We start from the raw sequence: 20,813 nt of genomic DNA on the forward strand, positions 1-20,813 counted from the left end.
TTTTTCGCGAAATTCTCGCCCATTTACGCCTTTTGTGCGTTAAAGGCAATGCGCTATTTGGGCTACCCCGTCACGTTGTCATAAGCAGCCTAACTGTCTATACTCGCAACCCGACCGCCAGGGGCTTGCAAGCCCGAACTGCTGGGGGTCGCCGTTCCCTGGGTGGTGGGTACCTGACCAGTACACTTACCAACAACTTTGCCCTGATTCGCTAGGGGCTCTTCAGTGTGAAAAAAGCCGTGAAAAGCCAACGACCTGTAAACCTAGACCTAAGGACCATCAAGCTCCCCGTCACTGCGTACACGTCCATCCTGCATCGTATCTCCGGCGTCATCCTGTTCCTTGGCCTTGCCATCATGCTTTATGCACTGGGCAAGTCGCTGGGTTCCGAGGAAGGCTTTGGTGAGGTGAAGGCGTGTCTGACCAGCCCGCTGGCCAAATTCGTGACCTGGGGCCTGCTATCCGCCCTGCTTTATCACCTCGTGGCAGGTGTACGTCACCTGATCATGGACATGGGCATCGGTGAGACGCTGGAAGGCGGCAAGCTGGGCTCGAAAATCGTGATCGTCATCTCCGTGGTGCTGATCGTTCTGGTGGGAGTTTGGGTATGGTAACCAATGTCACGAACCTGTCGCGTTCGGGCCTCTATGACTGGATGGCGCAGCGCGTTTCTGCGGTCGTTCTCGCGGCTTACTTCCTCTTCCTGATCGGCTACGTGGTCGCCCACCCAGGCATCGACTACACCCAGTGGCATGGTCTGTTCTCCAACAACGCGATGCGGATCTTCAGTCTGCTGGCCCTCGTTGCCCTGGGCGCTCACGCCTGGGTCGGCATGTGGACCATTGCGACCGACTACCTGACGCCAATGTCGTTCGGCAAGTCGGCAACTGCGATTCGTTTCCTGTTCCAGGCGGTATGCGGCGTTGCGATGTTCGCTTACTTCGTCTGGGGTGTGCAGATTCTCTGGGGTATCTGATCCATGGCTAGCATTCCAACCATTTCCTTCGACGCCATCATCATCGGTGGCGGCGGCGCCGGCATGCGCGCAGCGCTGCAGCTGGCTCAAGGCGGCCACAAGACTGCCGTGGTCACCAAGGTCTTCCCGACCCGTTCGCACACTGTATCCGCCCAGGGCGGCATCACCTGCGCCATCGCTTCGGCCGACCCGAACGATGACTGGCGCTGGCACATGTACGATACCGTCAAAGGCTCCGACTACATCGGTGACCAGGACGCTATCGAATACATGTGTCAGGAAGGCCCGGCTGCGGTCTTCGAGCTGGACCACATGGGCCTGCCGTTCTCGCGTACCGAAACCGGCCGCATCTACCAGCGTCCGTTCGGTGGCCAGTCCAAGGACTTCGGTAAAGGTGGCCAGGCCGCCCGTACCTGTGCTGCTTCCGACCGTACCGGTCACGCGCTGCTGCACACCCTGTACCAGGGCAACCTGAAGGCAGGCACTACCTTCCTCAACGAGTACTACGCTGTTGACCTGGTGAAGAACCAGGACGGCGCGTTCGTCGGTGTGATCGCAATCTGCATCGAAACCGGCGAAACCATGTACATCAAGTCCAAGGCCACCGTTCTGGCCACTGGCGGTGCCGGTCGTATCTACGCCTCCACCACCAACGCCCTGATCAACACGGGTGACGGTATCGGCATGGCGCTGCGTGCGGGCGTACCGGTGCAGGACATCGAGATGTGGCAGTTCCACCCGACCGGCATCGCCGGCGCCGGTGTACTGGTTACCGAAGGTTGCCGCGGTGAAGGTGGCTACCTGATCAACGCCCACGGCGAGCGCTTCATGGAGCGTTACGCGCCGAACGCGAAAGACCTGGCCGGCCGCGACGTGGTTGCCCGTTCCATGGTCAAGGAAATCATCGCCGGCAACGGCGTGGGCCCGAACAAGGACCACGTGCTGCTGAAGCTGGACCACCTGGGCGAGGAAGTGCTGCACAGCCGCCTGCCAGGTATCTGCGAGCTGTCCAAGACCTTCGCCCACGTCGACCCAGTCGTCGCACCGGTCCCGGTCGTACCGACCTGCCACTACATGATGGGCGGCGTTGCCACCAACATTCATGGCCAGGCCATCACCATGGACGCCGAAGGCAAGGACCACATCATCCCGGGTCTGTTCGCAGTGGGTGAAGTGGCGTGCGTATCGGTCCACGGTGCCAACCGTCTGGGCGGCAACTCGCTGCTCGACCTGGTGGTATTCGGTCGTGCCGCTGGCCTGCACCTGGAAAAATCGCTGTCCGACGGCGTGGAATACCGCGACGCCAGCGACACCGATATCGATGTCGCCCTGAACCGCCTGAACAAGCTCAACGAGCGTACCGCTGGCGAAGACGTTGCCAGCCTGAAGCGCGAGCTGCAGAGCTGCATGCAGAACTACTTCGGTGTATTCCGTACTGGCGAATACATGCAGAAGGGTATCGAGCAGCTGGCCGGCCTGCGTGACCGTATTGCCAACGTCAAGATCAACGACAAGTCCCAGGCCTTCAACACCGCGCGTATCGAAGCGCTGGAGCTGCAGAACCTGCTGGAAGTCGCCGAAGCTACCGCCATCGCGGCCGAAGCCCGTAAAGAGTCCCGCGGCGCCCACGCCCGTGAAGACTTCGAAGACCGTGACGACGAAAACTGGCTGTGCCACACCCTGTACTACCCGGGTGAGAAACGCGTTGCCAAGCGCGGCGTCAACTTTGCGCCGAAGACTGTTCCAGCCTTCGAACCAAAAGTCCGGACTTACTAAGGGTGGCTGCTATGTTGAAAGTCGAAGTTTATCGTTACAACCCGGACACCGACTCGGCGCCCAAAATGGAGTCGTTCGACGTCGATACCGGCGGCAAGGACCTGATGGTTCTCGATGTATTGGCGCTGATCAAGGAAAAGGACGAAGGTTTCTCGTACCGTCGCTCCTGCCGTGAAGGCGTTTGCGGTTCCGACGGCATGAACATGAACGGCAAGAACGGCCTGGCCTGCATCACCCCGCTGTCGGCGGTGGTGAAGGGCAACAAGCTGGTTCTGCGCCCGCTGCCGGGCCTGCCGGTCATTCGTGACCTGGTCGTCGACATGAGCATCTTCTACAAGCAGTACGAGAAGGTGAAGCCGTTCCTGCAGAACGACACCCCGGCGCCGGCCATCGAGCGCCTGCAGTCGCCGGAAGACCGCGACAAGCTGGACGGCCTGTACGAGTGCATCCTGTGCGCTTGCTGCTCGACTTCCTGCCCGTCGTTCTGGTGGAACCCGGACAAGTTCCTGGGCCCGGCCGCACTGCTGCAAGCCTATCGCTTCCTGGCCGACAGCCGTGACACCAAGACCCAGGAGCGCCTGGCGTCCCTGGATGACCCGTTCAGCGTATTCCGCTGCCGCGGGATCATGAACTGCGTCAACGTTTGCCCGAAAGGTCTGAACCCGACCAAGGCAATCGGCCACGTACGTAACATGCTGCTGCAAAGCGGCACCTGATACAAAGTGTTGTACCTGCAGTAAGCCGAGGTGCGGGTGGTGAGCCCGCACTGAGGTAAAACCCGAACAAGGGCTCACAAAGCCCGCGTTCATTACCTATGAAGATATGAGACCAGCAGGGGCTTTCCGGGCTGGTACCCGGAAAATCAGCAGGATCCAAGTGGCGTGGTTCAGTCGCTGTATTCGGACTTTTCCAGGTTTGCTGTGGCTCTCGCCGATCAGTCCCCTAACCGAGGGTGACCAAGCATGCAAGAAAGCGTGATGCAGCGCATGTGGGAAAGCGCCCACCTTTCAGGTGGTAACGCTGCATATGTGGAAGAGCTTTATGAGCTCTACCTGCACGACCCTAACGCTGTGCCAGAAGAGTGGCGCACCTACTTCCAGAAGTTGCCCGCCGACGGCAGCACCGCTACCGATGTATCGCACTCGACAATCCGCGACCATTTCGTACTGCTGGCAAAGAACCAGCGCCGCGCCCAACCGGTATCCGCCGGGAGCGTGAGCAGTGAACACGAGAAGAAGCAGGTTGAAGTTCTGCGACTGATCCAGGCCTATCGTATGCGCGGCCATCAGGCTGCCAAGCTCGACCCGTTGGGGTTGTGGCAGCGTCCTGCGCCCGTAGACCTGTCGATCAATCACTACGGCTTGACCAATGCCGATCTTGATACGACCTTCCGTGCCGGCGACCTGTTCATCGGCAAAGAGGAGGCGAGCCTACGCGAGATCTTCGAGGCGCTCCAGAAGACATATTGTCGCACCATTGGCGCCGAGTTCACCCACATCGTCGATTCCGAGCAGCGCAGCTGGTTCCAGCAGCGCCTGGAAAGCGTGCGCGGCCGTCCGGAGTTTTCCGCTGACGTGCAGGCCCACCTGCTCGAGCGCGTCACCGCCGGTGAAGGCCTTGAGAAATACCTGGGCACCAAGTACCCGGGCACCAAGCGTTTCGGCCTCGAGGGCGGCGAAAGCCTGATCCCGATGCTGGACGAGATGATCCAGCGTTCCGGTTCCTACGGCACCAAGGAAGTCGTGATCGGCATGGCCCACCGTGGCCGCCTGAACGTTCTGGTCAACACCTTCGGCAAGAACCCGCGCGAGCTGTTCGACGAGTTCGAAGGCAAGAAGATGAACGAGCTGGGCTCCGGTGACGTGAAGTATCACCAGGGCTTCTCCTCGAACGTGATGACCCCGGGTGGCGAAGTGCACCTGGCCATGGCGTTCAACCCGTCCCACCTGGAAATCGTCTCGCCAGTGGTCGAGGGTTCGGTGCGCGCCCGTCAGGACCGCCGCAACGACACCGTTGGCGACAAGGTACTGCCGATCTCGATCCACGGCGACGCAGCATTCGCCGGCCAGGGCGTGGTCATGGAAACCTTCCAGATGTCGCAGACCCGCGGTTTCAAGACCGGCGGTACCGTGCACATCGTGATCAACAACCAGGTTGGTTTCACCATCAGCAACCCGCTGGACGCGCGCTCCACCGAGTACGCCACCGACGTTGCCAAGATGATCCAGGCGCCGATCCTGCACGTGAACGGCGACGACCCGGAAGCCGTGCTGTTCGTGACCCAGCTGGCCATCGACTACCGCATGCAGTTCAAGCGTGACGTGGTCATCGACCTGGTCTGCTACCGCCGCCGCGGCCACAACGAGGCCGACGAGCCGAACGGCACCCAGCCTTTGATGTACCAGCAGATCAGCAAGCAGCGCACCACGCGTGAACTGTACGCTGAGGCGCTGATCCAGGCCGGGCGCATCGATTCCGAGCGCGCCCAGGCCAAGATCGACGAGTACCGCAACGCGCTGGACAACGGCCTGCACGTGGTGAAGAGCCTGGTCAAGGAGCCGAACCGCGAGCTGTTCGTCGACTGGCGTCCGTATCTGGGCCATGCCTGGACCGCGCGTCACGACACCCGCTTCGACCTCAAGACCCTGCAGGAACTGTCGGCCAAGCTGCTGGAGATCCCGGAAGGTTTCGTCGTCCAGCGCCAGGTCGCCAAGATCTACGAAGACCGTCAGAAGATGCAGGCCGGTGGCTTGCCGATCAACTGGGGTTATGCAGAGACCATGGCCTACGCCACCCTGCAGTTCGAAGGTCACCCGATCCGCATGACCGGCCAGGACATCGGCCGTGGCACCTTCTCGCACCGTCACGCGGTGCTGCACAACCAGAAGGACGCCAGCACCTACGTACCGCTGAAGAACCTGTTCCCGGGCCAGCCTCAGTTCGAACTGTACGACTCCTTCCTGTCGGAAGAAGCGGTACTGGCCTTCGAATACGGCTACTCGACCACCACGCCGAACGCGCTGGTGATCTGGGAAGCCCAGTTCGGTGACTTCGCCAACGGTGCGCAAGTGGTGATCGACCAGTTCATCACCAGCGGCGAGCACAAGTGGGGTCGTCTGTGCGGTCTGACCATGCTGCTGCCACACGGTTATGAAGGGCAGGGCCCGGAGCACTCCTCCGCGCGTCTGGAGCGTTACCTGCAGCTGTGCGCCGAGCACAACATCCAGGTCTGCGTACCGACCACCCCGGCCCAGATCTACCACCTGCTGCGTCGCCAGGTCATCCGTCCGCTGCGCAAGCCGCTGATCGTGCTGACGCCGAAGTCGCTGCTGCGCCACAAGCTGGCCATCTCGACCCTGGAAGACCTGGCAGAAGGCTCGTTCCAGACCGTGATCCCGGAAATCGACAGCCTCGATCCGGCCAAGGTCGAACGCCTGGTCCTGTGCGGCGGCAAGGTTTACTACGACCTGCTGGAAAAACGCCGTGCCGAAGGCCGCGAAGACATCGCCATCGTGCGTATCGAGCAGCTGTATCCGTTCCCTGAGGACGACCTGGTCGAAATCCTGGCGCCTTACACCAACCTCAAGCATGCGGTCTGGTGTCAGGAAGAGCCGATGAACCAGGGTGCCTGGTACAGCAGCCAGCACCACATGCGCCGTATCCTGGGCCGCCACAACAAGGCACTGGTCCTGGAATACGCCGGCCGCGACGCTTCCGCCGCGCCAGCCTGTGGTTATGCATCGAAGCACGCCGAACAGCAGGAAAAACTGCTGCAAGACGCCTTCACTGTTTAATGCCTTCGCGCACCTGAAACCGAATTTAAGGAAACACAGATAATGGCTATCGAGATCAAAGCCCCAACCTTCCCGGAATCGGTTGCCGATGGCACCGTTGCCACCTGGCACAAGCAGCCGGGCGATGCCGTCAAGCGTGACGAGCTGATCGTCGACATCGAGACCGACAAGGTCGTCCTGGAAGTACTGGCCACCGCCGACGGCGTGCTGGGCGCCATCGTCAAGGGCGAGGGCGACACCGTCCTGTCCGACGAAGTACTGGGTTCGATCGTTGAAGGCGGTGCTGCCGCCGCTGCACCAGCTGCCGCCCCGGCCGCTGCTGCCCCGGCTGCCGCCGCCGCTGCCGACGCTGGCGAAGAAGACCCGGTTGCCGCCCCGGCCGCGCGCAAGCTGGCTGAAGAGAACGGCATCGACCTGGCTACCGTTGCCGGCACCGGCAAAGGTGGTCGCATCACCAAGGAAGACGTCGTCGCTGCCGTCGCCAACAAGAAGTCGGCGCCTGCTGCAGCTGCCAAGCCTGCCGCCGCTGCCGCTGCTGCCCCGGTTGTCGTTGCCGCTGGCGACCGCACCGAGAAGCGTGTGCCGATGACCCGCCTGCGCGCCAAGATCGCCGAGCGTCTGGTCGAAGCCCAGTCGAGCATGGCCATGCTGACCACCTTCAACGAAGTCGACATGACCGAAGTCATGGCCCTGCGTTCGAAGTACAAGGACCTGTTCGAGAAGACCCACAATGGCGTACGCCTGGGCTTCATGTCGTTCTTCGTCAAGGCCGCCACCGAAGCCCTGAAGCGCTTCCCGGCTGTCAACGCCTCGATCGACGGCAACGACATCGTCTACCACGGCTACGCCGACGTCGGCGTTGCCGTATCCAGCGACCGTGGCCTGGTGGTGCCGGTACTGCGTAACGCCGAGTCGATGAGCCTGGCGGAAATCGAGAACGGCATCGCCACCTTCGGCAAGAAGGCCCGTGACGGCAAGCTGGCCATCGAAGAGATGACCGGTGGCACCTTCACCATCACCAACGGTGGTACCTTCGGTTCGATGATGTCGACCCCGATCGTCAACCCGCCGCAGGCCGCCATTCTCGGCATGCACAACATCATCCAGCGCCCGATGGCCATCAATGGCCAGGTGGTGATTCGCCCGATGATGTACCTGGCGCTGTCGTACGATCACCGCCTGATCGACGGCAAGGAAGCGGTAACCTTCCTGGTCACCATCAAGAACCTGCTGGAAGATCCGTCTCGCCTGCTGCTGGACATCTAACCCTCTGGCTGCGTACCGTGCCGGCCTTGGCTTCGCAGGAAGCCATGCCGCGCGGTCCGCGGCTTGTAGCTTGTAGCTGATAAGGAATCTTTTATGACCCAGAAATTCGACGTAGTGGTGATTGGTGCAGGTCCTGGCGGCTATGTGGCTGCCATCAAGGCCGCACAACTTGGTCTGAAGACTGCCTGTATCGAGAAGTACACCGACGCCGAGGGCAAGCTGGCCCTGGGCGGCACCTGCCTGAACGTAGGTTGCATTCCTTCCAAGGCGCTGCTGGACAGCTCCTGGAAGTACAAGGAAGCCAAAGAGAGCTTCAACGTCCACGGTATCTCCACTGGTGAAGTGAAGATGGACGTCGCCGCGATGGTTGGCCGCAAGGCTGGCATCGTCAAGAACCTGACCGGTGGCGTTGCCACCCTGTTCAAGGCCAACGGCGTTACTTCGATCCAGGGCCACGGCAAGCTGCTGGCCGGCAAGAAAGTCGAAGTCACCAAGGCTGACGGCACCACCGAAGTCATCGAAGCCGAGAACGTGATCCTGGCTTCCGGCTCGCGCCCGATCGACATTCCACCGGCTCCGGTCGACCAGAACGTCATCGTCGACTCCACCGGCGCCCTGGAATTCCAGGCCGTGCCGAAGCGCCTGGGCGTTATCGGTGCTGGCGTGATCGGCCTGGAGCTGGGCTCGGTATGGGCTCGCCTGGGTGCTGAAGTCACCGTCCTGGAAGCCCTGGACACCTTCCTGATGGCTGCCGACACCGCCGTGTCGAAAGAAGCCCAGAAGACCCTGACCAAGCAAGGCCTGGACATCAAGCTGGGCGCGCGCGTCACCGGCTCGAAAGTCAACGGCAACGAAGTCGAAGTGACCTACACCGACGCCAACGGCGAGCAGAAGATCACCTTCGACAAGCTGATCGTCGCGGTCGGTCGTCGCCCGGTGACCACTGATCTGCTGGCCGCCGACAGCGGCGTGACCATCGACGAGCGTGGCTACATCTTCGTCGACGACTACTGCGCTACCAGCGTGCCGGGCGTGTATGCCATCGGTGACGTGGTACGCGGCATGATGCTGGCCCACAAGGCCTCGGAAGAGGGCATCATGGTGGTCGAGCGCATCAAGGGTCACAAGGCCCAGATGAACTACGACCTGATCCCGTCGGTCATCTACACCCACCCGGAAATCGCGTGGGTCGGCAAGACCGAACAGGCCTTGAAGGCCGAGGGCGTTGAGGTTAACGTGGGCACCTTCCCGTTCGCGGCCAGCGGCCGTGCGATGGCTGCCAACGACACCGGTGGTTTCGTCAAGGTCATCGCCGATGCCAAGACCGACCGCGTCCTGGGTGTACACGTGATTGGCCCATCGGCTGCCGAACTGGTGCAGCAGGGCGCAATCGCCATGGAATTCGGCACCAGTGCCGAGGATCTGGGCATGATGGTCTTCAGCCATCCGACCCTGTCCGAAGCGTTGCATGAAGCAGCGCTGGCAGTGAATGGCGGCGCCATTCACGTGGCCAACCGTAAGAAGCGTTAATTATAAGAAACCACGGCGGGCTGCCCGTCGTGAGTCTTGCGTGCATGACTCACCGCGGAAAGTCCGCCGGACCGGATCACACGGGAAAACCCGGGGTCAACGGTCACAGGTGGTGCGGCGCCAGTGATGGCGCAGCGCCGAAGCGCAGTACCTAACGAAGACGGTAAAAAGCATGAATCTTCACGAGTATCAGGGTAAGCAGCTGTTCGCTGAATACGGCCTGCCAGTTTCCAAGGGTTTCGCTGTCGATACCCCTGAGCAAGCTGCAGAAGCCTGCGACAAGATCGGCGGGAACGAGTGGGTTGTAAAAGCCCAGGTTCACGCGGGTGGTCGCGGTAAAGCGGGCGGCGTCAAGCTGGTTCGCAGCAAAGAAGACGCCAAGGCGTTCGCTGCACAGTGGTTGGGCAAGAATCTGGTTACCTACCAGACCGATGCCAACGGTCAACCCGTCTCCAAGATTCTGGTCGAATCCTGCACTGACATCGCCAAAGAGCTGTACCTGGGCGCTGTAGTCGATCGTTCGAGCCGCCGTATCGTGTTCATGGCTTCCACCGAAGGTGGCGTGGACATCGAGAAAGTCGCTCACGAAACGCCTGAGAAGATCCTCAAGGCCACCATCGACCCGCTGGTCGGCGCTCAGCCGTTCCAGGGTCGCGAGCTGGCATTCCAGCTGGGCCTGGAAGGCAAGCAAGTTCAACAGTTCGCCAAGATCTTCGTTGGTCTGGCCAAGCTGTTCAAGGATCACGACCTGGCCCTGCTGGAAGTGAACCCGCTGGTGATCAAGGCCGACGGCGACCTGCACTGCCTCGATGCCAAGATCAACATCGACGCCAACGCCATGTACCGTCAGCCTAAGCTGAAAACCTTCCACGACCCGTCGCAGGACGACGCCCGTGAAGCCCACGCTGCCAAGTTCGAACTGAACTACGTTGCCCTCGAAGGCAACATCGGCTGCATGGTCAACGGTGCCGGCCTGGCCATGGGTACCATGGATATCGTCAACCTGCACGGCGGCAAGCCGGCCAACTTCCTCGACGTTGGTGGTGGTGCTACCAAAGAGCGCGTTACCGAAGCGTTCAAGATCATTCTGTCCGACAGCAATGTCGCGGCCGTTCTGGTCAACATCTTCGGCGGCATCGTTCGCTGCGACATGATTGCCGAAGGCATCATCGGTGCAGTGAAAGAAGTCGGCGTGAAAGTTCCGGTTGTCGTTCGCCTTGAAGGCAACAACGCCGAACTGGGCGCTAAAGTACTGGCAGAAAGCGGTTTGAACATCATTGCGGCAACCAGCCTGACCGACGCTGCTCAACAAGTTGTCAAAGCTGCGGAGGGCAAGTAATGAGCGTCCTGATCAATAAAGACACCAAAGTCATCTGCCAGGGCTTCACCGGCTCGCAGGGTACTTTCCACTCCGAACAGGCCATCGCCTACGGCACCAAGATGGTCGGCGGCGTAACCCCAGGCAAGGGTGGCACCACCCACCTGGGCCTGCCAGTGTTCAACACTGTGAAAGAAGCTGTGGAAGCTACCGGCGCTGACGCTTCGGTCATCTACGTTCCGGCTCCTTTCTGCAAGGACTCGATCCTGGAAGCTGCCTTCGGCGGCATCAAGCTGATCGTGTGCATCACCGAAGGCATTCCTACCCTGGACATGCTGGATGCCAAGGTCAAGTGCGACGAGCTGGGCGTGACCCTGATCGGCCCTAACTGCCCAGGTGTCATCACCCCGGGCGAGTGCAAGATCGGCATCATGCCAGGCCACATCCACCTGCCAGGCAAGGTCGGTATCGTTTCGCGTTCCGGCACCCTGACCTACGAAGCTGTGAAGCAGACCACCGACGCCGGCTTCGGCCAGTCGACCTGCGTCGGCATCGGCGGTGACCCGATCCCGGGCTCCAACTTCATCGACATCCTGAAGCTGTTCCAGGAAGACCCGAAGACCGAAGCGATCGTCATGATCGGCGAGATCGGCGGTTCGGCTGAAGAAGAAGCTGCGGCCTACATCAAGGCCAACGTCACCAAGCCTGTCGTTTCCTACATCGCTGGTGTTACCGCACCTGCGGGCAAGCGCATGGGCCACGCTGGCGCCATCATCTCCGGCGGCAAGGGCACTGCGGACGAGAAGTTCGCCGCCCTGCAGGACGCTGGTGTGAAGACCGTGCGTTCCCTGGCTGACATCGGCAAGGCCCTGGCCGAGCTGACTGGCTGGGAAGTCAAGAAGTAATACTGCTACACCCCCCACGCGCACAGAGGCCACCTTCGGGTGGCCTTTGTCGTTTCTGGGGGTTGGGTATTCCTGTGCCGGCCTCTTCGCGGGCTTGCCCGCTCCCACAGGAAATCACTAACCTTGAGAATTGTGAAGCACCTGTGGGAGCGGGTTTACCCGCGAAGAGGCCGGCACAGACAACAGGGATTTTTCGATGAGTTTGATAGGAATTTTCACGCAGACGAATATTTCAATCCGAGGATAATTCTCGCTGTCCTCGGTCGCACAGACGACAAACATGTACGCACATCGGACAAGCAGCACTGTGCCAGTGCGTTTGACTGACAAAACAGTTACATTACGCGTTCACTCTGTGCCCGTACCCCAAAAGGGAACGACACGCTAAACGGGTCTGGCCTATCAAGCCGGGCAGCATTTCCCCTCATCCAAAGGGAAATCCCCTCTCGAATCCCGATTTCAGCAGTGTGGTACTACCTTAAATGAAAGTTCTCAAAGGCCAGGATATCCTGGCGCTTGGCTTTATGACGTTTGCGCTTTTCGTGGGCGCTGGCAACATCATCTTCCCGCCTATCGTCGGTCTGCAGTCTGGCCCGCACGTATGGATGGCGGCCCTGGGCTTCCTGGTTACCGCCGTGGGCCTGCCGGTCATCACCGTGGTCGCCCTGGCCAAGGTCGGCGGCGGCATGGATGCCCTGAGCAGCCCGATCGGCAAGTTCTTCGGTGGCCTGCTGGCGGCCGTGTGCTACCTGTCGGTCGGCCCGCTGTTCGCCACCCCGCGCACCGCGACCGTATCGTTCGAAGTGGGCGTTGCGCCGCTGACCGGTGAAAGTCCGCTGGCGCTGTTCATCTACAGCCTGGTGTACTTCCTCGTGGTACTGGCCGTGTCCATGTACCCGGGCAAGCTGCTCGATACCGTGGGCCGCTTCCTGGCGCCGTTGAAGATCATCGCCCTGGCGGTGCTGGGCATCGCCGCCTTCGCGCTGCCTGCCGGCACCATTGGTGACGCGCAGCCGGCCTATGCCGCCGCAGCGTTCTCCAAGGGCTTCTCCGATGGTTATCTGACCATGGACACCCTGGGTGCCCTGGTGTTCGGTATCGTCATCGTCAACGCCATCCGCTCGCGCGGTGTCGAGTCGCCGAAGCTGATCACCCGCTATGCCATCATCGCCGGCCTGATCGCCGGGGTCGGCCTGGCTCTGGTGTACATCAGCCTGTTCCGCCTGGGTGCAACCAGCCACGATATCGCGGCTGACGCCACCAACGGCGCGGCGGTACTGCATGCCTACGTGCAGCACACCTTCGGTTCGCTGGGCAGCGGCTTCCTCGCCGTGCTGATCGCGCTGGCCTGCCTGGTGACCGCGGTTGGCCTGACCTGTGCCTGCGCCGAGTACTTCAGCCAGATGCTGCCGCTGTCGTACCGTGCACTGGTGGTGATCCTGGCGGGCTTCTCGCTGCTGATCTCCAACCTCGGCCTGACCAAGCTGATCATGTTCTCGATCCCGGTGCTCACCGCGATCTACCCGCCGTGCATCGTGGTGGTCGGGCTCAGCTTCGTGAAGGACCTGTGGAACTCGCCAACCCGCATCCTGGCGCCAGTGATGCTGGTGTCGCTGCTGTTCGGCATGGTCGATGCGATCAAGGGCAGCGGCATTGCCCACGTGCTGCCGGACTTCATGGCCCACCTGCCGTTGAGCGACCAGGGCCTGGCCTGGCTGGTTCCTTCGGTGGTGACCCTGGTTGGCGCCGTGGCCTGCGACCGCATGCTCGGCAAGCCGCGCGAAGCGCTGGCCTGATAGTCGAAGCCTGAGGGCGGCACCGGCCACAAGCCGAAGGGTGCTCGCCAAGGGTGGAAACTCAAGAGCCCCGTATCCTAGAGGATGCGGGGCTTTTTCTTTGCCTGTACCGGCCTCTTCGCGGGCACGCCCGCTCCCACAGGTCAAGCGCAAATCTCAGAATTGGCGCTGTACATGTGGGAGCGGGCGTGCCCGCGAAGAGGCCGGATGAGCAGTGCAAATATCAGGATGGATGTGTGCCTTTTGCCGCTTGCCAGCGTCGAAATCCGGTCCCTATCCTTCAGGTATCTGGCCCTCCCGGGAACCCTGCATGAACTTCATCCAAAGCAACTTCAACAACCTGTTGGCCATCGCCTGGTTCGCCCTGTGCTGGGGCGGTTACACCCGTTATGCCATCTGGAAGGGCCGCGACACCGCGTGCCTGGCCAGCGTGCTGCACCTGTACCGCGAAGACTGGATGCGCCGTATGCTGCTGCGCGACAACCGCATTGCCGATGCCAGCGTGATCGGCAACCTCGAGCGCAACGCCTCGTTCTTCGCCTCCAGCACCCTGATCATCCTTGCCGGTATCCTCACCGTGCTAGGGGCCTCCGACCGGGCGCTTTCGCTGCTGGCCGACCTGCCGCTGGTGCAGCAGACGTCCCAGGGCATGTCGGAGATCAAGCTGCTGTGCCTGGCCATGGTCTTCGTCTACGCCTTTTTCACCTTCAGCTGGTGCATGCGCCAATACAACTTCGCGGCAGTGCTGGTGGGTTCGGCGCCGATGATCGGTGAACGGCTGGTCAATGAACTTGAACGCAAGGCATTCGCCTCGCGGGCGGCGCGGGTGCTGTCGCTTGCCGCCAACCAGTTCAACCTGGGCCTGCGTTCCTATTACTTCGGCATGGCCATGTTGAGCTGGTTCATCAGCCCATGGTTGTTCATGGTCATGAGTGTCGGAGTAGTGCTGATTCTGTACCGCCGCGAGTTCCATTCGGATGTGTTGGATGTGATGGTGTTCACACCTACCGAAAGTGTTTCGATCGAACCCGCCAAGGAAAACACCGTTTCTGGAACCTGAAACGTTTAATCCATAAGTTTCAGGCACAAAAAAACCCGACAATGTCGGGTTTTCTTGTTTTAGCCGATTACTGCTTGGCAGGTTCGGCTGGAGCAGCTGGAGCGGCTTCCGGAGCCGGAGTAGCCGGAGCGGCTTCTTCGGCGGCCTTCTGCTCGGCTTCGGCCTGATCTTTGGCGGCTTCGGCGTTTTCCTTGGCAGCCTCGTTCATTTTATCCTGAGCTTCGCCCGCTTTTTCCTGGGCTTGCTCGGCGTGTTGCTGTGCGTCCTGGGCTTTGTCTTCGCTCGCTTTATCGCAAGCGGCCAGGCCCATGGCAGCGGCCAGCATCAGAGCAAAAGCAAAAGGTTTACGCATGGGGGTGTTTCTCCTTGGTGGAATAAGTGACTTGTTCCTTCGAGTGCAACTACGCGGAATAAGTTCCGCGAAGATTACACATATATAACGCCCCGTTCTATATAGACTTTTTAACGATTTTATGCCGCTGCGGCAATGGCAGGGAAACAGCCAATGAGCGATTCAACCTTGATGGCCATGGCCGAGCGTTTTCTCTCGGCCCTGAAACATTGTCAGTTGTTGCAAATGCGCGTGGCGCAAACCAATGCCGATGGCATGACCCTGGTGCTGCCCTGGTCACCGGCCATCGTCGGCAACCCGCAGACCGGCGCCGTGCATGGCGGCGCGCTGACCACGCTGATGGACACCACCTGCGGCATGGCCACGCTGTGTGTGCTGCCGCGCTTCGAGGTGTGCCCGACACTGGACCTGCGCATCGACTACATGCACCCGGCAGAAGCCGGCAAGGACATCTACGGCCATGCCCAGTGCTACCGGGTCACCCGCGATGTGATCTTCACCCGTGGCACGGCCTACCAGGACGACCCCGCCCAGCCGATCTGCCAGGTGGTGGGCACGTTCATGCGCCTGGGCCAGGGGATCAAGGGTGGCATCCGTTTCGGCAACAGCCTGAAGGAGGGCGGGGCATGATTCCGCACGAGGTTCGCCAACAGCTCAACGCCGCCCATGCAGTGGGAGACTATCGGCCTTTGCTGGCACTGATCCCCTATGCCGGCCTGATCGGCATCGAATGCGAGCGCGAGGGCGATGACCTGCTGTTCCGTCTGCCGGCCAGCCAGGACAACATCGGCAACCCGCTGCTGCCTGCCATCCACGGCGGGGTGATCGCGGGCTTCATGGAGCTGTCGGCAGCGCTGTACCTGCTGATCTTCAGCGAGAGCGCGAGCATTCCGAAGATCATCGACTTTTCCATCGATTACCTGCGCGCCGGGCACTTTCGCGATACCTACGCCCAGTGCCAACTGTGGCGACAGGGCCGGCGGGTGACCAATGTGGCCATCACCGCCTGGCAGGGTGACAGGCAGTCGCCGATCGCCACGGCTCGCGCGCATTTCAAGATCGAACCGGAAAAGCCCTTGAAATCATCCGGGCAGCCCCCATCTGCATGACATCCGCCGCTAACGCAGGCCAACCTGGCCGCCAGGCGTCAACTGCCATCAGATCGGAGTTTTGAAGACCATGAGTGTGGAGACTCAAAAAGAAACGCTGGGCTTCCAGACCGAGGTAAAGCAGCTGCTGCACCTCATGATCCATTCCTTGTATTCGAACAAGGAGATCTTCCTGCGTGAATTGATCTCCAACGCCTCCGACGCCGCCGACAAGCTGCGTTTCGAGGCCCTGGCCAAGCCAGAGCTGTTCGAAGGCGACGCCGACCTGAAGATTCGCCTGAGCTTCGACAAGGACGCCGGTACCGTGACCCTCGAGGACAACGGCATCGGCATGAGCCGCGAAGACGTCATCGCCCACCTGGGTACCATCGCCAAGTCCGGCACCGCCGACTTCATGAAGAACCTCACCGGTGACCAGAAGAAGGACTCGCACCTGATCGGTCAGTTCGGTGTGGGCTTCTACTCCGCGTTCATCGTTGCCGACAAGGTCGATGTGTACAGCCGCCGTGCCGGCCAGCCGGCCGCCGAAGGCGTGCACTGGTCGTCGAAAGGCGAGGGCGAGTTCGAAGTCGCCACCATCGACAAGCCACAGCGCGGCACCCGCATCGTCCTGCACCTGAAGAAGGACGAGCAGGAGTTCGCTGATGGCTGGCGCCTGCGCAACGTGGTCAAGAAGTACTCCGACCACATCGCCATGCCGATCCAGCTGCCGAAAGAGCAAGCTGCCGCCGAAGGTGAAGAACAGCCGGCCGAAGAGTGGGAAACCGTCAACCGTGCCAGCGCCCTGTGGACCCGTCCGCGTACCGAGATCAAGGACGAGGAGTACCAGGAGTTCTACAAGCACATCGGCCATGACTTCGAAAACCCGCTGGCCTGGAGCCACAACAAGGTCGAAGGCAAGCTCGAATACAACTCGCTGCTGTACGTGCCGGCCCGCGCGCCGTTCGACCTGTACCAGCGCGAAGCGCCACGCGGCCTGAAGCTGTACGTGCAGCGCGTGTTCATCATGGACCAGGCCGAGTCGTTCCTGCCGCTGTACCTGCGCTTCATCAAGGGTGTGGTCGATTCCAACGACCTGTCGCTGAACGTGTCGCGTGAAATCCTGCAGAAAGACCCGATCATCGACTCGATGAAGACCGCGCTGACCAAGCGCGTGCTGGACATGCTGGAGAAGCTGGCGAAGAACGAGCCCGAGCAGTACAAGGGCTTCTGGAAGAACTTCGGCCAGGTGCTGAAGGAAGGCCCGGCCGAAGACTTCGCCAACAAGGAAAAGATCGCCGGCCTGCTGCGCTTCGCTTCCACCCAGGACGACAGCGGCGAGCAGAGCGTTGCCCTGGCCGACTACCTGGCACGCGCCAAGGAAGGCCAGGACAAGATCTACTACCTCACCGGCGAGTCGTACGCGCAGGTCAAGAACAGCCCGCACCTGGAAGTCTTCCGCAAGAAAGGCATCGAAGTGCTGCTGCTGACCGACCGTATCGACGAGTGGCTGATGAGCTACCTCAACGAGTTCGACGGCAAGGCCTTCGTCGACGTCGCCCGTGGCGACCTGGACCTGGGCAAGCTGGATTCGGAAGAAGACAAGAAGGCCCAGGAAGAAGTCGCCAAGGACAAGGAAGGCCTGGTCGAGCGCCTGAAGGGCGCGCTGGGTGACAGCGTGGCCGAAGTGCGCGTGTCGCACCGCCTGACCGACTCGCCGGCGATCCTGGCCATCGGTGAACAGGACCTGGGCCTGCAGATGCGCCAGATCCTCGAAGCCAGCGGGCAGAAGGTGCCGGAGTCCAAGCCTATCTTCGAGTTCAACCCGACCCACCCGCTGATCGAGAAGCTGGACAACGAGCAGAGCGAAGACCGCTTCGCCGAGCTGTCGCACATCCTGTTCGATCAGGCGGCCCTGGCGGCCGGTGACAGCTTGAAGGACCCGGCGGCTTACGTTCGTCGCCTGAACAAGCTGCTGGTCGAGCTGTCTGCTTGAGTTGATGCATAGGAAAGCCCGCTTCGGCGGGCTTTTTTCATGGCGAGCATATTGATGACGAGTGCCAAAGGAGTGCTTGATGAGCAAAGTAATCGTCGAATCGCTGGTCTATCACCTGTCCGGCAAGGCGTATGAAAGCCGCCTGGTCTACGAGCCGGGCGCGCTGGGGCGGCCAGGCCTGGTGATGGCGCCGAACTGGATGGGTATCGGCGAAGGTGCCGAGCGCATCGCCAAGGAAGTGGCCGAGAAGGGCTATGTGGTGCTGATTGCCGACCTGTACGGGCAATCGGTGCGTCCGTCCAACGCCGACGAGGCCGGCGCGGCGATGATGCCGTTGAAGAACGACCGTGGCGAGCTGCGCAAGCGCATGCAGGAAGCCTTGGCGCAACTGGTGGGGCAGTCGAAGGCGCTGCTGGAGCCGGGCAAGGTCGGCACGTTTGGTTTCTGCTTTGGTGGCTGCTGTGCACTGGAACTGGCCCGTACCGGTGCCGATTTGCGTGCGGCGGTGTCGTTCCATGGCACGCTGGACACGCCGAACCCGGAAGATGCCAAGCGCATCAAGGGTTCGGTGCTGGTGCTGCACGGCGCTTCCGACCCACTGGTGCCGAAGGAGCAGTTGCCGGCGTTCGAGGAGGAGATGAACGCGGCCAAGGTTGACTGGCAATTGCTCAGCTATGGCGGCGCGGTGCACTCGTTTACCGACCCGAGTGCCAATGTGCCGGGCAAGATGCAGTATGACCGGCGTACCTCGGAGCGGGCGTTCCGCTCGATGCATAACCTGCTGACCGAAGTGTTCCAGCGCTGACAATGCAGGGGGCCGCTTTGCGGCCCATCGCGACACAAGGCCGCTCCTACAGGGATAGCATGGCTCATGGCATGCGCGGTCCCTGTAGGAGCGGCCTTGTGTCGCGATGGGCTGCAAAGCAGCCCCAAAATCAGCGCGGCAACTCGATCCTGGAGGTCTCCCCCGAAACCACCGGCCAATCCCCCGCTGCCCATCGCGCCCTGGCCCGCTCGATCAGATCCGGGTCACTGGAGACAAAGTTCCAGTTCATCCGCCGCGGTCCATCCAGTGGCGCGCCACCAATCAGCACCAGCTGGCACTCACCTTCCGCATACAGTGTCACCTCTTCGCCCTCCGGCAGCACCACCAGGCTGCACGGCTCCACCTCCTCATCGTTCATCAGCAATTCGCCATCCAGTACGTACAGCGCCCGTTGCGCATGCTCATTCGGCACCTGCAAGGTAGTCGCCGGCTGCATCCGCACATGCGCGTAAAGGGTAGGGGAGAGCACCGGCACCGGCGACTCCAGGCAGAACCCGCTGCCGGCAATCATGCAGATGCGCACCCCCAGGTTGTCGCTGACCGGCAGGCTCGCCGCCGGGTGGTGGCTGTAGCTTGGCGGGCCTTGTTCATGCTCGCGTGGTGACGCCAGCCATACCTGCAACCCGTGCAGGCGTGAACCATGGGCCAGGGCATCTTCAGGTGTGCGCTCGACATGGGCCACGCCGCTGCCTGCGGTCATCCAGCTGACATCGCCCGGCAGCACCCGTTGCGCCGAGCCGAGGCTGTCCTTGTGCAGGATTGCCCCTTCGAACAGGTAGGTAAGGGTCGACAGGCCGATATGCGGGTGCTGGCGGATGTCCATGCCATGCCCAGGGGCATAGTCGGTTTCGAGCATGTGGTCGAAAAACACGAACGGGCCGACGCTGCGGCACTGGGCCGACGGCAGCGGGCGCAGGATCGGCTGGCCCTCGACCGATTCGGCACGTGGGCGGATGACCAGGGGGCTGCTCATGGGAAGGCTCCAGGCAAGGTGGAAATGCCCCAAGCATAGCGGTTTGCCCGCTGCGGCTGAACCGTCTCGTTGGCTGGCCGGTCTAGAGGTGTGGTACCCGGAAAAGGAAGCTTCATCATGATCGTCAGAGCGCTCGCCTGCGTGCTGTTATCCACCTGGCTGTGCCAAGCGGCGCAGGCGCGCGACTACCGCTACAGTGATGCCCACCTGCACTACGTCGACTTCTTCCAGGAAAGCGAAGGCATGCCCGCGCTGATCAAGGCCATGGATGCCGCCGGTATCGAGCAGTCGATGATTTCCGGCGTCCCGGTGGCCAAGAAGTGGCACGAAGACGAGCCCAAGCGCCCGCGCTATTACGCTGGGGATGACGCCGAAGCCTACTGGTACAGCGCCACCGACACCTATGTGGCCGCGGCGTTGCAGCAATTGCCCGACGAGCAGCGCAAGCGCTTTCATCCGTTCCTGGCCGGCTTCAATCCGGTGGACAAGAACGCCGCCAGCCATATCGAGCGCATGCTCGATCTGTATCCGGGGCTGTGGCAGGGCATTGGCGAGGTGTTCACCCGCCACGATGACCTGACGGCACTGACCAGCGGTGACACGCCGCGCGCCAACAACGAAGCCATGACGCGTATCTATCACCTGGCAGCCGAGCGCGACTTGCCGGTGCTGCTGCATTCCAACATCACCTCCAAACGCGAGCGCAACCCCTTGTACCTGGCGGAGATCGAAGAGCCGCTGCGCAATCACCCGCACACGCGGTTCATCTGGGCGCACGCCGGCAGCAGCATGGAGATTCACCGGCACCAGACACAGATGGACTTTCTGCTGCCGGTGCTGACGCGGTTACTGGAGGATTACCCGAACCTGTATGTCGATTTGTCGTGGAGCGTGCTGGAGCCTTATCTGCTGGATGACCGGGGTGTGCCGCGCAAGGCGTGGCTGGCACTGGTCGAGAAATACCCGGAGCGGTTCATGCTGGGTTCGGATGTGGTGGGGCAGTTTGGTAGCCTTGGGGAGCAGATGCATGGGTTCAGGCCGTTTCTGGATGCATTGCCGGAACAAGTTGCCAATAAGGTGGCCAGGGAGAATTTTCTGGCTGTGTTGCCCAAGCAATAGTATTTCGCCTGTGCCGGCCCTTTCGCGGGTAAACCCGC

At 61.5% G+C, this 20,813-nt stretch carries 18 protein-coding genes; 16 read left to right on the plus strand and 2 right to left on the minus strand.

What is annotated here, in order from left to right:
- Nucleotides 1–227 precede the first annotated feature (227 nt).
- The 11 genes from sdhC to CAG00_RS08650 all read left to right on the plus strand — a co-directional run bounded on the left by sdhC (nt 228) and on the right by CAG00_RS08650 (nt 14,421).
- The gene (sdhC, locus tag CAG00_RS08600; protein ID WP_012315350.1) at nt 228–614 is read left to right on the plus strand and encodes a succinate dehydrogenase, cytochrome b556 subunit; all 387 of its coding nucleotides are present in this window, start codon (nt 228–230) and stop codon (nt 612–614) included.
- On the plus strand, nt 608–976 hold the full coding sequence (sdhD, locus tag CAG00_RS08605) for a succinate dehydrogenase, hydrophobic membrane anchor protein (RefSeq protein ID WP_003254214.1): 369 nt from the start codon (nt 608–610) through the stop codon (nt 974–976). The genes sdhC and sdhD overlap by 7 nt, the downstream gene beginning before the upstream one ends.
- 3 nt (nt 977–979) lie before the next feature.
- The gene (gene sdhA / locus CAG00_RS08610) at nt 980–2,752 is read left to right on the plus strand and encodes a succinate dehydrogenase flavoprotein subunit (RefSeq protein ID WP_085614444.1); all 1,773 of its coding nucleotides are present in this window, start codon (nt 980–982) and stop codon (nt 2,750–2,752) included.
- 11 nt (nt 2,753–2,763) lie between these two features.
- Entirely contained in the window at nt 2,764–3,468 is a 705-nt protein-coding gene (locus CAG00_RS08615; protein WP_016711649.1) for a succinate dehydrogenase iron-sulfur subunit, read from the plus strand.
- A 246-nt stretch (nt 3,469–3,714) separates the two neighbouring features.
- The gene (locus CAG00_RS08620) at nt 3,715–6,546 is read left to right on the plus strand and encodes a 2-oxoglutarate dehydrogenase E1 component (protein ID WP_025339970.1); all 2,832 of its coding nucleotides are present in this window, start codon (nt 3,715–3,717) and stop codon (nt 6,544–6,546) included.
- A 42-nt stretch (nt 6,547–6,588) separates the two neighbouring features.
- Nucleotides 6,589–7,812 (plus strand): 2-oxoglutarate dehydrogenase complex dihydrolipoyllysine-residue succinyltransferase, encoded by a 1,224-nt coding sequence (gene odhB, locus CAG00_RS08625; RefSeq protein ID WP_085614443.1) that lies wholly within the window; start codon nt 6,589–6,591, stop codon nt 7,810–7,812.
- A 93-nt stretch (nt 7,813–7,905) separates the two neighbouring features.
- Nucleotides 7,906–9,342 (plus strand): dihydrolipoyl dehydrogenase, encoded by a 1,437-nt coding sequence (gene lpdA / locus CAG00_RS08630; RefSeq protein WP_013973439.1) that lies wholly within the window; start codon nt 7,906–7,908, stop codon nt 9,340–9,342.
- 172 nt (nt 9,343–9,514) lie between these two features.
- Nucleotides 9,515–10,681: an ADP-forming succinate--CoA ligase subunit beta gene (gene sucC / locus CAG00_RS08635; protein ID WP_003254205.1), complete on the plus strand. Its 1,167-nt coding sequence runs from the start codon at nt 9,515–9,517 to the stop codon at nt 10,679–10,681.
- On the plus strand, nt 10,681–11,565 hold the full coding sequence (sucD, locus tag CAG00_RS08640; RefSeq protein WP_004376004.1) for a succinate--CoA ligase subunit alpha: 885 nt from the start codon (nt 10,681–10,683) through the stop codon (nt 11,563–11,565). The genes sucC and sucD overlap by 1 nt, the downstream gene beginning before the upstream one ends.
- Before the next feature lie 482 nt (nt 11,566–12,047).
- Nucleotides 12,048–13,361: a branched-chain amino acid transport system II carrier protein gene (gene brnQ / locus CAG00_RS08645; protein ID WP_075045845.1), complete on the plus strand. Its 1,314-nt coding sequence runs from the start codon at nt 12,048–12,050 to the stop codon at nt 13,359–13,361.
- Between the two features lie 310 nt (nt 13,362–13,671).
- On the plus strand, nt 13,672–14,421 hold the full coding sequence (locus CAG00_RS08650) for a DUF599 domain-containing protein (protein ID WP_025339967.1): 750 nt from the start codon (nt 13,672–13,674) through the stop codon (nt 14,419–14,421).
- A gap of 67 nt (nt 14,422–14,488) precedes the next feature.
- Here CAG00_RS08650 and CAG00_RS08655 read toward each other — a convergent pair whose 3' ends face one another.
- Nucleotides 14,489–14,773 (minus strand): hypothetical protein, encoded by a 285-nt coding sequence (locus CAG00_RS08655; RefSeq protein ID WP_023661534.1) that lies wholly within the window; start codon nt 14,771–14,773, stop codon nt 14,489–14,491.
- Nucleotides 14,774–14,926: 153 nt separating this feature from the next.
- On the opposite strand from CAG00_RS08655, the gene CAG00_RS08660 reads away from it, so the two are divergent.
- From CAG00_RS08660 to CAG00_RS08675, 4 genes are all read left to right on the plus strand, one after another.
- Nucleotides 14,927–15,403, plus strand: a complete 477-nt coding sequence (locus tag CAG00_RS08660; protein ID WP_085664048.1) for a PaaI family thioesterase — start codon at nt 14,927–14,929, stop codon at nt 15,401–15,403.
- Nucleotides 15,400–15,882, plus strand: coding sequence for a PaaI family thioesterase (locus CAG00_RS08665; RefSeq protein WP_025339965.1), 483 nt, complete (start codon nt 15,400–15,402; stop codon nt 15,880–15,882). Before CAG00_RS08660 ends, CAG00_RS08665 begins: the two co-directional genes overlap by 4 nt.
- A 70-nt stretch (nt 15,883–15,952) precedes the next feature.
- Complete coding sequence (gene htpG, locus CAG00_RS08670; protein ID WP_025339964.1) at nt 15,953–17,857, plus strand: molecular chaperone HtpG; 1,905 nt, start codon at nt 15,953–15,955, stop codon at nt 17,855–17,857.
- A gap of 79 nt (nt 17,858–17,936) precedes the next feature.
- Entirely contained in the window at nt 17,937–18,662 is a 726-nt protein-coding gene (locus CAG00_RS08675; protein ID WP_085614439.1) for a dienelactone hydrolase family protein, read from the plus strand.
- A 130-nt stretch (nt 18,663–18,792) separates the two neighbouring features.
- On the opposite strand, the gene CAG00_RS08680 is transcribed toward CAG00_RS08675, so the two are convergent.
- Entirely contained in the window at nt 18,793–19,656 is an 864-nt protein-coding gene (locus CAG00_RS08680) for a pirin family protein (protein WP_085664049.1), read from the minus strand.
- A 117-nt stretch (nt 19,657–19,773) separates the two neighbouring features.
- Here CAG00_RS08680 and CAG00_RS08685 point away from each other — a divergent pair, with 117 nt between their 5' ends.
- The gene (locus CAG00_RS08685) at nt 19,774–20,775 is read left to right on the plus strand and encodes an amidohydrolase family protein (protein ID WP_085664050.1); all 1,002 of its coding nucleotides are present in this window, start codon (nt 19,774–19,776) and stop codon (nt 20,773–20,775) included.
- The last annotated feature ends 38 nt before the right edge of the window (nt 20,776–20,813 follow it).

This window comes from Pseudomonas sp. B5(2017) (assembly GCF_002112825.1).
Taxonomy (GTDB): domain Bacteria; phylum Pseudomonadota; class Gammaproteobacteria; order Pseudomonadales; family Pseudomonadaceae; genus Aquipseudomonas; species Aquipseudomonas putida_Z.

Bases quoted from the DNA above. Each gene is read 5' to 3' on its own strand.
- sdhD (WP_003254214.1), top strand. From the start codon at position 608: ATGGTAACCAATGTCACGAACCTGTCGCGTTCGGGCCTCTATGACTGG.
- sdhA (WP_085614444.1), top strand. From the start codon at position 980: ATGGCTAGCATTCCAACCATTTCCTTCGACGCCATCATCATCGGTGGC.
- CAG00_RS08615 (WP_016711649.1), top strand. From the start codon at position 2,764: ATGTTGAAAGTCGAAGTTTATCGTTACAACCCGGACACCGACTCGGCG.
- CAG00_RS08620 (WP_025339970.1), top strand. From the start codon at position 3,715: ATGCAAGAAAGCGTGATGCAGCGCATGTGGGAAAGCGCCCACCTTTCA.
- odhB (WP_085614443.1), top strand. From the start codon at position 6,589: ATGGCTATCGAGATCAAAGCCCCAACCTTCCCGGAATCGGTTGCCGAT.
- lpdA (WP_013973439.1), top strand. From the start codon at position 7,906: ATGACCCAGAAATTCGACGTAGTGGTGATTGGTGCAGGTCCTGGCGGC.
- sucC (WP_003254205.1), top strand. From the start codon at position 9,515: ATGAATCTTCACGAGTATCAGGGTAAGCAGCTGTTCGCTGAATACGGC.
- sucD (WP_004376004.1), top strand. From the start codon at position 10,681: ATGAGCGTCCTGATCAATAAAGACACCAAAGTCATCTGCCAGGGCTTC.
- brnQ (WP_075045845.1), top strand. From the start codon at position 12,048: ATGAAAGTTCTCAAAGGCCAGGATATCCTGGCGCTTGGCTTTATGACG.
- CAG00_RS08650 (WP_025339967.1), top strand. From the start codon at position 13,672: ATGAACTTCATCCAAAGCAACTTCAACAACCTGTTGGCCATCGCCTGG.
- CAG00_RS08655 (WP_023661534.1), bottom strand. From the start codon at position 14,773: ATGCGTAAACCTTTTGCTTTTGCTCTGATGCTGGCCGCTGCCATGGGC.
- CAG00_RS08660 (WP_085664048.1), top strand. From the start codon at position 14,927: ATGAGCGATTCAACCTTGATGGCCATGGCCGAGCGTTTTCTCTCGGCC.
- CAG00_RS08665 (WP_025339965.1), top strand. From the start codon at position 15,400: ATGATTCCGCACGAGGTTCGCCAACAGCTCAACGCCGCCCATGCAGTG.
- htpG (WP_025339964.1), top strand. From the start codon at position 15,953: ATGAGTGTGGAGACTCAAAAAGAAACGCTGGGCTTCCAGACCGAGGTA.
- CAG00_RS08675 (WP_085614439.1), top strand. From the start codon at position 17,937: ATGAGCAAAGTAATCGTCGAATCGCTGGTCTATCACCTGTCCGGCAAG.
- CAG00_RS08680 (WP_085664049.1), bottom strand. From the start codon at position 19,656: ATGAGCAGCCCCCTGGTCATCCGCCCACGTGCCGAATCGGTCGAGGGC.
- CAG00_RS08685 (WP_085664050.1), top strand. From the start codon at position 19,774: ATGATCGTCAGAGCGCTCGCCTGCGTGCTGTTATCCACCTGGCTGTGC.